General features: G+C 59.0%; 11 protein-coding genes and 1 tRNA gene. All 12 read left to right on the forward strand.

Annotated elements, in window-relative coordinates:
* Positions 1–24: 24 nt before the first annotated feature.
* The 12 genes from GSQ93_RS03945 to pheT all read left to right on the forward strand — a co-directional run bounded on the left by GSQ93_RS03945 (position 25) and on the right by pheT (position 12830).
* The gene (locus tag GSQ93_RS03945; RefSeq protein WP_158934324.1) at positions 25–729 is read left to right on the forward strand and encodes a CoA transferase subunit A; all 705 of its coding nucleotides are present in this window, start codon (positions 25–27) and stop codon (positions 727–729) included.
* A gap of 2 nt (positions 730–731) precedes the next feature.
* A complete protein-coding gene (locus GSQ93_RS03950) occupies positions 732–1373 on the forward strand; it encodes a CoA transferase subunit B (protein WP_158934325.1) in 642 nt (213 codons plus the stop codon).
* A 291-nt stretch (positions 1374–1664) separates the two neighbouring features.
* Positions 1665–2582 carry an alpha/beta fold hydrolase gene (locus GSQ93_RS03955; protein ID WP_158934326.1) on the forward strand — a complete coding sequence of 306 codons (918 nt, stop codon included), beginning with the start codon at positions 1665–1667 and terminating at the stop codon, positions 2580–2582.
* Positions 2583–2630: 48 nt separating this feature from the next.
* The gene (locus GSQ93_RS03960) at positions 2631–2984 is read left to right on the forward strand and encodes a RidA family protein (RefSeq protein ID WP_158934327.1); all 354 of its coding nucleotides are present in this window, start codon (positions 2631–2633) and stop codon (positions 2982–2984) included.
* Between the two features lie 33 nt (positions 2985–3017).
* Positions 3018–5252 (forward strand): bifunctional (p)ppGpp synthetase/guanosine-3',5'-bis(diphosphate) 3'-pyrophosphohydrolase, encoded by a 2235-nt coding sequence (locus GSQ93_RS03965; RefSeq protein ID WP_158934328.1) that lies wholly within the window; start codon positions 3018–3020, stop codon positions 5250–5252.
* A 171-nt stretch (positions 5253–5423) separates the two neighbouring features.
* Positions 5424–5500, forward strand: a tRNA-Val gene (locus GSQ93_RS03970).
* Positions 5501–5778: 278 nt separating this feature from the next.
* Complete coding sequence (gene thrS, locus GSQ93_RS03975; RefSeq protein ID WP_158934329.1) at positions 5779–7686, forward strand: threonine--tRNA ligase; 1908 nt, start codon at positions 5779–5781, stop codon at positions 7684–7686.
* 50 nt (positions 7687–7736) lie between these two features.
* Positions 7737–8261: a translation initiation factor IF-3 gene (gene infC, locus GSQ93_RS03980; RefSeq protein ID WP_075583340.1), complete on the forward strand. Its 525-nt coding sequence runs from the start codon at positions 7737–7739 to the stop codon at positions 8259–8261.
* Between the two features lie 226 nt (positions 8262–8487).
* The gene (gene rpmI, locus GSQ93_RS03985) at positions 8488–8685 is read left to right on the forward strand and encodes a 50S ribosomal protein L35 (RefSeq protein WP_158934330.1); all 198 of its coding nucleotides are present in this window, start codon (positions 8488–8490) and stop codon (positions 8683–8685) included.
* A gap of 29 nt (positions 8686–8714) precedes the next feature.
* Entirely contained in the window at positions 8715–9074 is a 360-nt protein-coding gene (rplT, locus tag GSQ93_RS03990) for a 50S ribosomal protein L20 (RefSeq protein ID WP_007585475.1), read from the forward strand.
* Positions 9075–9284: 210 nt separating this feature from the next.
* A complete protein-coding gene (gene pheS / locus GSQ93_RS03995) occupies positions 9285–10298 on the forward strand; it encodes a phenylalanine--tRNA ligase subunit alpha (RefSeq protein WP_174254573.1) in 1014 nt (337 codons plus the stop codon).
* A gap of 96 nt (positions 10299–10394) precedes the next feature.
* Complete coding sequence (gene pheT / locus GSQ93_RS04000; RefSeq protein WP_158934331.1) at positions 10395–12830, forward strand: phenylalanine--tRNA ligase subunit beta; 2436 nt, start codon at positions 10395–10397, stop codon at positions 12828–12830.
* Positions 12831–12872 lie beyond the last annotated feature (42 nt).

Here is a 12872-nt window from a genome sequence, read left to right on the forward strand (position 1 = left end):
TCCAGATCAGGAAGGGACAAACAGATGAACAAGGTCTATCCCAGCGCGAAAGAGGCGCTCGATGGCATCGTAAAGGACGGGCAGACGTTCGCCGTCGGCGGTTTTGGCCTGTGCGGCATTCCCGAGGCGCTGATCGCGGCATTGCGCGACACGGGCGTCCAGGGCATTACGTGCATCAGCAACAACGCGGGCGTTGACGGCTTCGGACTCGGGCTGCTGCTCGAAACCCGTCAGGTCAAGAAAATGATTTCGTCGTACGTCGGCGAGAACAAGGAATTCGAACGCCAGTATCTGGCCGGCGAACTCGAGCTTGAATTCACGCCGCAAGGCACGCTGGCCGAAAAGCTGCGCGCGGGCGGCTCGGGCATTCCGGCATTCTTCACCAACACGGGTTACGGCACGGTGATCGCAGACGGCAAGGAAACGCGCCAATTCGGCGACAACCATTACGTACTCGAACATTCGCTGACCGCTGACGTCGCGCTCGTAAAGGCGTGGAAAGCCGATAAATCAGGCAATTTGATTTATCGCCGCACGGCCCGCAACTTCAACCCGATGTGCGCCATGGCCGGCAAGATCACAGTGGTCGAAGTGGAGGAAATCGTGGAAGTCGGCGCGCTCGATCCTGACGCCATTCACACGCCGGGCATCTTCGTGCAGCGCATTGTGCTGAACGCGCATCCGGAAAAACGCATCGAACAACGCGTCGTGCGCGCAAAAGGAGACTGATCATGGCATGGGACCGGAACCAGATGGCCGCGCGGGCGGGCAAGGAATTGCAGGACGGTTTTTACGTGAATCTGGGCATTGGCTTGCCCACGCTGGTGGCGAATTTCGTGCCGGAGGGCATGGAAGTGTGGCTGCAATCGGAGAATGGCTTGCTCGGTATCGGGCCGTCGCCTACCGAGGAAGAAGTCGACGCCGACCTGATCAACGCCGGCAAGCAAACGGTGACCACGCTGCCGGGGTCGTCGATTTTTTCGTCAGCGGATTCGTTCGCGATGATTCGTGGCGGCCACGTGAACCTGGCCATCCTTGGCGCCATGCAGATCAGCAAGACGGGTGACCTCGCCAACTGGATGATCCCCGGGAAGATGATCAAGGGCATGGGCGGCGCGATGGACCTTGTCGCGGGCGTCAAGCGCGTGATCGTGTTGATGGAGCACGTGGCGAAGGGCGACCAGCACAAGATTCTCGACGCATGCACGCTGCCGCTGACGGGTGTGGCCGTGGTCGACCGGATCATTACGGATCTTGGCGTGATCGATGTCACCGACGCAGGTTTGAAACTCGTCGAACTGGCGCCGGGCGTCAGTGTGGAAGAGATCCAGCAGAAAACCGGCGCACCGTTGGATGTGAGCGGCGTCAAGTAAGGTTTTTCTGCATCTGCGCCAGTTTGTTTTCCGGCCGAAACGAGCCGTTCCGACGTGAGTCGGGGCGGTTTTTTTATTTTGGATGATGGCGTTTGTTAAAGCCGAGGCGGGCCGTAAAGGGGCTCTTTGGGGGCTCGTGGTCCGCGTTTTCTGCGAGGCATGGTGCGTTTTCGTACAGGCCATTCGGCTAACGCTGCGGCATCGCGCCGAAGCGCACCCGGCAAAGCGTTTACAATCGATTTCGGTTGAGTTGTTCGCATGTCGCAGCGCCATCGCACAGAGGAAAATCTTATGTCCGCGTCTATCGTCGAAGCTGCGCTTTCGTTTGTTCCCACGCCACGCCAACGTCATGTGCAGTGCATCAGCCCGTCGGGCCTGCATCGGATGGCTTATACCGAATGGGGTGATCCGGCGAACCCGCGCGTGCTCGTGTGTGTGCATGGGCTGACGCGCTCCGGCCGGGATTTCGACGCGGTGGCGAAAGCGTTCGCTGGCGAGTATCGGGTGGTGTGCCCGGACGTGGTGGGGCGAGGTTTGTCTGACTGGCTGGTCGATCCCAAGCATTACGGGGTGCCACAGTACGTAGCTGACATGGTCGCGCTCATTGCACGGCTGAACGTGGAAACGGTGGATTGGTTCGGGACGTCCATGGGTGGGTTGATCGGCCTTGGGCTTGCCGGACTGCCGAATTCGCCGATCCGGAAAATGCTGCTCAACGACGTGGGGCCGCATATTGAACCGGTGGCGCTCGAGCGTATTGGTACCTATCTTGGCCGCGGCGATACCTTCGCGACGCTGCAAGAAGGTATCGACAACGCGGCGCAGCTCGCTGCGTCGTTCGGACCCTTGACCGCCGATGAATGGCGCGCAATCAACACGCCGTTGATGCGGGAGCACGAGGGGCGCTGGGGGTATCGGTACGACCCGAAAGTCGCGGTCCCATTTGCCGCGGCCGACGCAAATGCGGCTTCGCTCGGCGAGGCGATTTTGTGGCATTCGCTGGCGTCGATCCAGCATCCGGTGCTGGTCGTTCGGGGTGAGCATTCGGATTTGCTGTCGCGCGAGACCGTCGAAAAAATGGTCGCAAGCGGGCAGGCCGTGACGGCCAGGGAATTCGCGGGTGTGGGTCACGCGCCAGCGTTTTTGACACCTGATCAGATCGCGATCGCATACCGGTTCTTCCTCAATACGGAAACGTCCGAGGCATAATATTGAGCTTCGTACGGTTTTTTTGACCATTCACTCTCAGGAACACTCATGGCAGTCATTCGTCACCATGTCGGCGCGCGTCTTTCCGAAATCGCGATCCACAACGGCACCATTTATCTTGCCGGCCAGATCGCGGAAGACACCGAGCAGGACATCACGGGCCAGACCCGTGAAGTGCTTGGCCATATCGACCGTTTGCTGGAAGAAGCCGGCAGCGACAAGACGCAGCTTTTGTCGGTCCAGATCTATCTCGCCGACATGGGCAATTTCGCGGCCATGAACGCAGCGTGGGACATGTGGGTTCCAGAAGGCAATGCGCCGCCGCGCGCTACCGTGGAATCGAAGCTTGCCAACCCGGCGTGCCTCGTGGAAGTGGTGGTCGTGGCTGCGGTCCGCAGCTAAGCCGGGAACATTTGGAGCACTAGATTAATCCGTATGCCTGATACCGCCGTTTCTCCTGCGCTGACACCCGAGCCGTCCTTGGACGACGCGCTCGCGTTCGTGCGCGAACACGCGGGAGATGCGCGGTTGACCAGCGGGGAATTGCTGGTCGAGCACGCGGCCGGCACGGCGCGGATCATGCAAACGTTGAACGTCGATCCTGCAGCTATTTTGGCGGCGGCGCTGTTCGCAATTGCGCCGCATATCGACGACCCCGAGCGTGTCATCAGCGAGCGTTTTGGCGCGGAAGTGCAAGGCCTCGTTGCGGATGTCCGCAAGCTGTGGCGGCTGGGTTCGGTCAGCTCGAGGGCCTCGCAGGCAACGTTGCCGGAAACAGGCCGTGAAGCGCAAGCTGCGCGCCGTGCCCAGGTCGAAGCGTTGCGCAAGATGTTGCTCGCGTTCGCGCAGGATATTCGCGTGGTGTTGATCCGCCTGGCGTCACGGCTGCAGTCACTGCGCTACTACGCGGCGAACAAGCTCGAACCTTCGCCCGACGTGCCGCGTGAAACACTCGAGATCTATGCGCCGCTCGCAAACCGGCTGGGCATCTGGCAATTGAAGTGGGAACTGGAGGACCTCGCGTTTCGCTTCGAGGAACCGCCCACCTACAAACGCATCGCGAAGTTGCTCGACGAAAAGCGGGTCGAGCGCGAAGCGTATGTGACCGACGCTATCGCACGTTTGCAGAAGGAACTGGCCACCGCGACTATCCGGGCGGAAGTGAGCGGCCGGCCGAAGCACATCTACAGCATCTGGAAAAAGATGCGCGGCAAGGAACTGGATTTTTCCGAGCTGAATGACGTGCGCGCGTTTCGCGTGATCGTCGACGACATCAAGGATTGCTACACGGTGCTCGGTATCGTCCACAATTTGTGGCAGCCGGTGCCGCGGGAATTCGACGACTACATTTCACGGCCGAAAGCGAACGGGTACCGGTCGCTGCATACCGTCGTGGTAGGCGACGACGGGCGAGCATTTGAAGTCCAGATCCGCACGCAGGAGATGCACGGCTTTGCCGAATATGGCGTGGCGGCCCACTGGCGCTACAAGGAAGCCGGCGCGCGCGCATACGGCGGGCAGGTTACTGCCAGCGACAAATACGACGAAAAGATTGCGTGGTTGCGCCAACTGCTGGCGTGGAAAGAAGACGTCTCCGAGGCGGATCAGCCGGGCGCGCAGCCCTGGCAGCATTTGCGCGAGGCCACACTCGACGACGACCACATCTACGTACTCACGCCGCAGGCACGCGTGATTGCCATGCCGCAAGGCTCGACCGCTGTCGACTTCGCGTATCACCTGCACAGCGAGCTTGGGCACCGTTGCCGCGGCGCGCGTGTCGACGGGGCCATGGTGCCGCTCAACACGCCCCTGCAGAACGGCCAGACGGTCGAGATCGTGGCGGTGAAGGAGGGCGGCCCGTCACGCGACTGGCTCAATCCGTTGCTTGGCTACTTGCACAGCCCGCGAGCGCGGCAAAAGGTGCGCGCGTGGTTCAACGCGGTCGATTCCGAGGAAAACATCGCGAACGGGCGCACGCTCGTTGAAAAGACCCTGCAGCGTGAGGGCAAGACGTCCGTCAACCTCGATCAACTGGCATCGAAACTCGGCTTCAAGACGCCTGAAGATCTGTACGCGGTCGTCGCCAAGGAAGAGTTCAGTCTGCGCAACGTCGAGCAAGCGCTGCACGACACACCGCCGCCGGAACCTGAACCCGAAGCGCCGGCGCAGTTCGAGAAGCGCAGCAGCGGGCAAAGCGTGGCGCAGGGTGCGTCTACTGGCGTGCTGGTCGTCGGCGTAGATGCGTTGCTGACGCAACTGGCACGGTGTTGCCGTCCGGCTCCGCCGGACGGCATCGCGGGCTTTGTCACGCGTGGCAAGGGTATGTCGATCCACCGCAGTGACTGCGCGACCTTCCAGCGCATGGCCGAACGCTCACCCGAACGGGTGCTTGAGACCGCGTGGTCCGCGGACGTAATGAGCGGACGCGGATCGTCGGTGTACCCGGTCGATCTCGCCGTGGAATCGAACGATCGGCAGGGCTTGCTGCGCGATATCTCCGAAGTGTTCGCGCGCGAGAAAATGAACGTGACTGGCGTAAAGACGCAGAGCCGGCGTAACGTCGCGTACATGCAATTTACGGTCGAGGTGTCGAGTGCCGCGCAAATTCAACGCGCGTGCTTGTTGCTGGGGGAAGTGCAGGGTGTGATGCGCGCGTCGCGACGGGCGTGAGCCGCACCGACGTATAAATTCCTGCTTGACCTACGCGCTTGATGCGTTGATAAGGCGTTGAATTTGAAGCGCATTGTTGAGGCTTCTTAAACGTATCGACGAATATCTGCAGTGTCATCGCATGAAAGCACTTGCCAAGATTCAAAACGCTCCATATAATTTCGCTTCTTCAGGCTCGTAGCTCAGCTGGTTAGAGCACCACCTTGACATGGTGGGGGTCGTTGGTTCGAGTCCAATCGAGCCTACCAACGAAAGTGAAAATCCGGTTCACGCTGGATTTTCAAAACTGCAGCAAGCGTCTTGGCGCGAAAGGCAAATGAATAAGATGGCACCGCGAACGTTGACCGAAACAACTTCGGAACGACGCTAGTCGAGGACCACTTTCGCCTTTGCAGTTGTAGGAAAGTGAATGCGGCCCCTCAAAATGTGGGGCCGCATTTTTTTTGCCTTCGCGCGGTCGACTTGGCGTTTGCAAGGCATTGTTGAATGAACTTGGGCGTCGGCTGCCGGCGTCTTGGAGAACGAAATGGTTTCGATACGTTTGCCCGACGGGTCAGTTCGACAGTACGACCACCCTGTGACGGTCGCGGAAGTCGCTGCGTCGATTGGCGCGGGACTCGCGAAAGCTGCCTTGGGCGGCAAGCTCGACGGCGAACTCGTCGATACGTCCACGCTGATCGATCACGACGCGTCGCTTGCCATCGTCACTGAAAAAGACGCTGACGGTCTCGACATCATTCGTCACTCCACGGCACATTTGCTCGCCTACGCGGTCAAGGATCTGTATCCGGACGCACAAGTGACGATCGGCCCGGTGATCGAAAACGGCTTCTACTACGACTTCGCGTACAGCCGTCCGTTTACGCCGGAAGATCTCGAGAAGATCGAAAAGCGCATGGCCGAAATCGCGAAGAAAGACGAGCCGGTGTCGCGCCGGGTGGTAACGCGCGGCGAAGCGGTCGATTACTTCAAGAGCATCGGCGAAAAGTACAAGGCCGAGATCATCGAATCGATCCCCTCCACCGACGACATCAAGCTGTACTCGCACGGCAGTTTCACGGATCTTTGCCGCGGCCCGCACGTGCCGTCTACCGGCAAGTTGAAGGTCTTCAAGCTGATGAAGGTCGCGGGCGCTTACTGGCGCGGCGACTCGAAGAACGAACAATTGCAGCGTATCTACGGCACGGCCTGGACGAAGAAGGAAGACCAGGAAGCGTATCTGCACATGCTCGAGGAAGCCGAGAAGCGCGATCACCGCAAGCTCGCCAAGCAACTCGACCTGTTCCATCTGCAGGAAGAGGCGCCGGGCATGGTGTTCTGGCACCCGAAGGGCTGGGCGATCTGGCAACAGGTCGAGCAATACATTCGCCATCGTCTGAACGAAGTTGGTTATCTTGAAATCAAGACGCCGATGATCATGGATCGCTCGCTATGGGAAGCGTCGGGTCACTGGCAGAACTACCGTGAAAACATGTTCACGACGGAGTCGGAGAAGCGCGATTACGCGATCAAGCCGATGAACTGTCCTGGACACGTGCAGGTGTTCAACCATGGCTTGCGTTCATATCGCGATCTGCCGCTGCGTTACGCGGAATTTGGCTCGTGTCATCGGAATGAAGCGTCGGGCGCATTGCATGGCCTGATGCGCGTGCGTGGTTTCGTTCAGGACGATGCTCACATTTTCTGCACGGAAGACCAGTTCATCGAAGAGTCGATCGCGTTCAATACGCTCGCGATGAGCATCTACAAGGATTTCGGCTTCGATCACATCGACATCAAGCTGTCGCTGCGTCCCGATTCCCGTGCCGGTACCGACGAAACCTGGGATCGCTCGGAACAGGGCCTGCGCGACGCGCTGACCGCGTGCGGTCTCACGTGGGAAGAACTGCCGGGCGAGGGTGCGTTCTATGGTCCGAAGATTGAGTACCACATCAAGGACGCGCTTGGCCGCTCGTGGCAATGCGGCACGCTGCAACTTGACATGGTGCTGCCGGAGCGCCTGGGCGCCGAATACGTCGCGGAAGACAACAGCCGCAAGCGGCCGGTGATGTTGCACCGTGCGATCGTCGGTTCCATGGAACGTTTTCTTGGTATTTTGATCGAGCACCACGCTGGTGCAATGCCGTCCTGGCTCGCGCCTGTGCAGGCTGTGGTCTTGAATATCGCTGAAAGTCAGGCTGAATATGCACTGCAAGTGACCCAATCGTTGCAAAAACAAGGGCTTAGAGTAGAGAGCGATTTGCGCAACGAGAAGATTAGCTATAAAATACGAGAGCACACGCTGCAGAAGGTCCCCTATTTGCTGGTCGTCGGGGACAAAGAGCGTGAGGCACAAACCGTAGCCGTGCGTGCTCGTGGCGGTATTGACGCTGGCGTGATGCCCGTTGATGCATTCCTTGAGCGTCTGCAGCAGGACGTGCAGGCGTACAAGTAAGCCCACCCGCAGCGCGGCTAGTTTTTTTAGATTTTTAGAGGAAACGTAACATCGCTACTGATAAGTCTGCACATCGCATCAACGGGGAAATCACGGCACCTGAATTGCGCCTGGTCGGAGTGGACAACGAGCCGCTGGGAATCGTGAAGCTCGCCGATGCTTTCCGTATGTCGGAACAACAGGACGTGGATCTCGTCGAAATCGCGCCTCAGGCTGTCCCGCCTGTTGCCCGGTTGATGGACTACGGCAAGTTCAAGTACTCGGAAGCCAAGAAGCAGCACGAGGCGAAACTCAAGCAGAAGATCGTTCAGGTCAAGGAAGTCAAGTTCCGGCCGGGCACCGACGACGGTGACTACAACGTGAAATTGCGTAACCTCACGCGCTTCCTCGAAGATGGCGACAAGACGAAAATCACGTTGCGTTTTCGCGGTCGGGAAATGGCTCACCAGGAAATCGGCATGCGTGTGCTCGAGCGGTTGAAGACCGATCTCGAAGAGCACGGTCAGGTCGAGCAAATGCCGAAGATGGAAGGGCGCCAGATGATCATGGTCATGGCCCCGAAGAAAAAGAAGTAGTTGAAGAATCAATCGATGGATCGCGTGGCCGGGAAAGTCTTCAAAGGTCTGCGCGGCATCGAATAAGCAGGTTTCAGGGCATTGCCGGATAATGGCGGCGCTCATGAAAAAGCGGCGGCTGTCAAAAGCCTGCTGCTCATAAGTGGCATGTGGGTTTCGAAGGGCGGGTCAGGATCGAATGGATCGACCGCACACCCATATCCATCTAATAAACTGGAGTAGTTTCATGCCGAAGATGAAGACCAAGAAGAGTGCTGCAAAGCGCTTCGTGGTGCGTCCGGGCGGTACCATCAAGCGTGGTCAAGCCTTCAAGCGTCACATTCTTACCAAGAAGACCACCAAGGTAAAACGCCATTTGCGCGGTTCCACGGAAGTTCATGCAGCTGATATGAACTCTGTGCGCGCAATGTTGCCGTTCGCTTAACCCTTAACTGACACTCACAGGAGCGCACTATGCCTAGAGTCAAACGTGGGGTTACCGCACGGGCCCGTCACAAGAAGATTATCAAGCTGGCCAAGGGTTACCGCGGCCGTCGCAATAACGTCTATCGCATCGCCAAGCAAGCGGTCATGCGCGCAGGGCAATATGCCTATCGCGATCGCCGCAACAAGAAACGTGTGTTCCGCGCTTTGTGGATCACGCGTATCAACGCTGCGGTGCGTCAGCACGACATGACGTACAGCGTGTTCATCAACGGCCTGAAGAAGGCTTCGATCGAACTCGACCGCAAGGTGCTGGCCGACATGGCTGTGTTCGACAAGGCTGCTTTTGCTGCGATCGTCAAGCAGGTAAAAGCCGCCGTTGCAGCCTGATCGAGCTTGTTAGCAAGATTGGTACTGCGTGGTTCGTTGTGGCGTCGTCTCTAACCTGACGGCGCAACAACTAAAAAATGGGGCTCTTGTCGAGCCCCGTTTTTGTTGGTGAAGCCGGTGAAGCTGGGCTGACGCGCAAAGATGCACCGGTTGCGCAAACATCGGCCCGGGAACGATCAGAAGAACTTTGACGCGGAAATGATGGGATCAATGGATTTGGACCAGATTGTCGCCGACGCGCGAAATGCCTTCGAAAACGCCGCCGATGCGGCCACGCTCGAAAATGAAAAGGCCCGCTTTCTTGGTAAGTCCGGGGTGCTCACGGACCTGCTGAAAGGCTTGGGCAAACTTGATCCTGAGGCCCGCAAGACCGAAGGCGCACGCATCAATGCGGTCAAGCAGCAGGTGGAAGCGGCACTGAACGCGCGCCGTCAGGCGCTGGCGGACGTGTTGCTGAATCAGCGGCTTGCGTCGGAATCGATCGATGTCACGTTGCCCGGCCGTGGTCTCGGCGCCGGCAGCCTGCATCCGGTGATGCGCACGTGGGAACGCGTGGAACAGATTTTCAGCACGATTGGTTTCGATGTGGCCGACGGCCCCGAGATCGAATCCGACTGGTACAACTTCACTGCGCTGAACAGCCCGGAAAATCATCCGGCGCGTTCGATGCAGGACACGTTTTATATCGACGGGAAAGATGCGGATGGCCGGCAACTGCTGCTGCGCACGCATACCAGCCCGATGCAGGTGCGCTACGCGCGCATGAACAAACCGCCGATCAAGGTGATCGTGCCGGGCCGGACGTATCGGGTGGATAGCGACGCCACGCATTCGCCGATGTTCAATCAAGTCGAAGGCTTGTGGATCGAAGAGAACATCAGCTTTGCCGACCTGAAGGGCGTGTACTCTGATTTCCTGAAGAAATTCTTCGAGCGCGACGACATTCTGGTGCGTTTCAGGCCGTCGTATTTTCCGTTTACCGAGCCGTCGGCCGAAATCGACATGATGTTCGAGCATGGCAAGAATGCCGGTAAATGGCTCGAAATCTCGGGTTCGGGGCAAGTTCATCCGAACGTGATCCGCAACATGGGACTCGATCCGGAACGGTATATCGGCTTTGCATTCGGCAGCGGCCTCGAGCGCCTGACGATGCTGCGCTATGGCGTGCAGGACCTGCGCCTGTTCTTCGAAAACGATCTGCGTTTCCTCGAGCAATTTGCCTGACGTACGTTGAGCATGTTGCTGCGAGCCGTTGTCCGGACAGTTACGTCCGGACGCAGACACGACTTATGTCGAACCTCATTTCGAACCTAGACACACATGCAATTCCCGGAATCCTGGCTTAGAACTTTCGTCGATCCCAAGCTCTCGACCGATGAACTCTCGCACGCGCTGACCATGGCGGGTCTCGAAGTGGAAAGCCTCGCGCCCGTCGCGCCGCCGACCACGAAGATCGTCGTCGGGCAGGTGCTGGAAGTGGCGAAGCATCCGAACGCCGACAAGCTCAACGTGTGTCAGGTCGACGCCGGCACCGGCGAGACGCTGACCATTGTGTGCGGCGCGCCGAATGTGTCGCCGGGAATCAAGGTGCCGGTCGCGCTGGTCGGCGCCGAACTGCCGCCGGCCGAAGCCGGCGGTGCGCCGTTCGCGATCAAGCTGTCCAAGCTGCGCGGGGTGGAAAGCCAGGGGATGTTGTGCTCGGCACGCGAACTGAAGCTGTCGGAAGATCATAGCGGCTTGATGATCCTGCCCGCCGATACCCCGATTGGCCAGGACATTCGCCAGACGCTTAACCTCGACGATACCGTTTTCGAGATCAAACTCACGCCGAACAAGGCCGATTGTTTGTCGGTTTTCGGCGTGGCGCGGGAAACCGCCGCCATCACGGGCGCGCCGTTGCGCGCGCTCGACATGCCACCGGTCGCTGTCACTATCGATGAAATTTTGCCGGTCAAAGTGCTGGCGCCGGATCTGTGCGGACGCTTCTCCGGCCGCGTGATTCGCGGTGTGAACGCGCACGCAAAAACTCCGCATTGGATGGTCGAGCGTCTCGAACGTTCGGGCCAGCGCAGCATCTCCGCGCTCGTCGATATCTCCAATTACGTGATGCTTGAGCTCGGCCGGCCGTCGCACGTGTTCGATCTCGACAAGATCCACGGCGGTATTGAAGTGCGCTGGGGAAAGATGGGCGAGACGCTCAAGCTGCTGAACGGCAATACGATCGAGCTCGATGAAAACGTCGGTGTGATCGCGGATGACCGCCACGTCGAAAGCCTCGCCGGAATCATGGGCGGTGACAGCACCGCTGTGTCGCTGGACACGACGAACATTTACCTGGAAGCCGCGTTCTGGTGGCCGGACAGCATTCGTGGCCGCGCGCGCAAGTACAACTTTTCCACCGACGCGGCGCATCGCTTCGAGCGCGGAGTGGATTATTCGACGACCGTCGAGCATATCGAGCGCGTTTCTAAACTCATCCTCGATATTTGCGGCGGCAACGCCGGTCCTGTCGACGACCAGACGCTCAACGTGCCGACACGCGAGCCGGTGAGCATGCGCGTATCGCGGGCGAACCGGATTATCGGCGTGGCGATTGGCGCTGAAGAAATTGCGCAGATTTTCACGCGACTCGGCCTCACGTTCACGCACGATGGCGACACGTTCGCGGTCACACCGCCGCCGTATCGGTTCGACATCGAGATTGAAGAAGATTTGATCGAAGAAGTCGCGCGCATTTACGGCTTCGAGAAGATCCCGGCGCGTCCGCCGGTCGCGACCAGCGAAATGCGTCCGACCAACGAGACGAAGCGTTCGATTCACGTGCTGCGACACGCCGTGGCCGCGCGGGATTACGCGGAGACGGTGAACTTCAGTTTCGTCGATGCTGAATGGGAAGCGGATTTTGCTGGCAACACGAATCCTGTGAGATTGCTGAATCCGATCGCCAGCCAGCTTTCGGTCATGCGAACCACGTTGTTCGGCAGCCTGATCAACGTGTTGCGCCACAACCTGAACCGGCGCGCGGACCGGATTCGCGTGTTCGAAGCGGGCCGCGTGTTCCTGCACGATCCGGCGATCAAAGCAGGCGAGCTGGCCATTGAAGGTTTCGATCAGCCGAAAATGATTGGCGGACTGGCTTATGGTCCGGCGTTCGAAGAGCAGTGGGGCGCTAAACCGTCACGCAGCGTTGATTTCTTCGATGTAAAAGGCGACGTGGAAGCGCTGTTCGCGCCGGTCGTGCCGCGTTTCGTGAAAGCGGAACATCCGGCGCTGCATCCGGGACGCAGCGCACGGATCGAAATCGACGGCCGGGCAGTGGGCTGGATCGGCGACCTGCATCCGCGCTGGATGCAGAAATACGATTTGCCGCACGCGCCGGTTTTGTTCGAAATCGAATCTGAAGCATTGATGCAACGCGCGTTGCCGGTGCCGTCCGACGTGTCGAAATTTCCGCCGGTTCGCCGCGATATTGCGATTGTCGTGGACCAGAAGGTCGAGCTGCAGGCGCTCATCGACGAGCTGGAAAGTGCCCGTTCCGAGCCCGCCTGCAAGCATGTCACCAGGGTTGCTTTATTCGACGAATTTCGTCCAAAATCAAGCACTTCCGGTGGGTTGGACGCGCATGAGAAAAGCCTTGCCTTCCGTGTAACGTTGCAAGATACTGGCGGGACGCTTCAGGACGAAACGGTCGAAACGGCCATCAAAACATTGGTGGAACGCTTGGCTCGAGTACATGGCGCGCGATTGCGCGGATAGCCTGCAGTTGGCCCCCTCCGTCTTCATCGGCACGCCATTTTT

It is taken from the genome of Burkholderia sp. S171 (assembly GCF_009766085.1).
GTDB lineage: Bacteria > Pseudomonadota > Gammaproteobacteria > Burkholderiales > Burkholderiaceae > Caballeronia.

Bases quoted from the DNA above. Each gene is read 5' to 3' on its own strand.
- thrS (WP_158934329.1), top strand. From the start codon at position 5,779: ATGGTTTCGATACGTTTGCCCGACGGGTCAGTTCGACAGTACGACCAC.
- GSQ93_RS03955 (WP_158934326.1), top strand. From the start codon at position 1,665: ATGTCCGCGTCTATCGTCGAAGCTGCGCTTTCGTTTGTTCCCACGCCA.
- rplT (WP_007585475.1), top strand. From the start codon at position 8,715: ATGCCTAGAGTCAAACGTGGGGTTACCGCACGGGCCCGTCACAAGAAG.
- GSQ93_RS03945 (WP_158934324.1), top strand. From the start codon at position 25: ATGAACAAGGTCTATCCCAGCGCGAAAGAGGCGCTCGATGGCATCGTA.
- GSQ93_RS03950 (WP_158934325.1), top strand. From the start codon at position 732: ATGGCATGGGACCGGAACCAGATGGCCGCGCGGGCGGGCAAGGAATTG.
- rpmI (WP_158934330.1), top strand. From the start codon at position 8,488: ATGCCGAAGATGAAGACCAAGAAGAGTGCTGCAAAGCGCTTCGTGGTG.
- GSQ93_RS03965 (WP_158934328.1), top strand. From the start codon at position 3,018: ATGCCTGATACCGCCGTTTCTCCTGCGCTGACACCCGAGCCGTCCTTG.
- pheT (WP_158934331.1), top strand. From the start codon at position 10,395: ATGCAATTCCCGGAATCCTGGCTTAGAACTTTCGTCGATCCCAAGCTC.
- GSQ93_RS03960 (WP_158934327.1), top strand. From the start codon at position 2,631: ATGGCAGTCATTCGTCACCATGTCGGCGCGCGTCTTTCCGAAATCGCG.
- pheS (WP_174254573.1), top strand. From the start codon at position 9,285: ATGGATTTGGACCAGATTGTCGCCGACGCGCGAAATGCCTTCGAAAAC.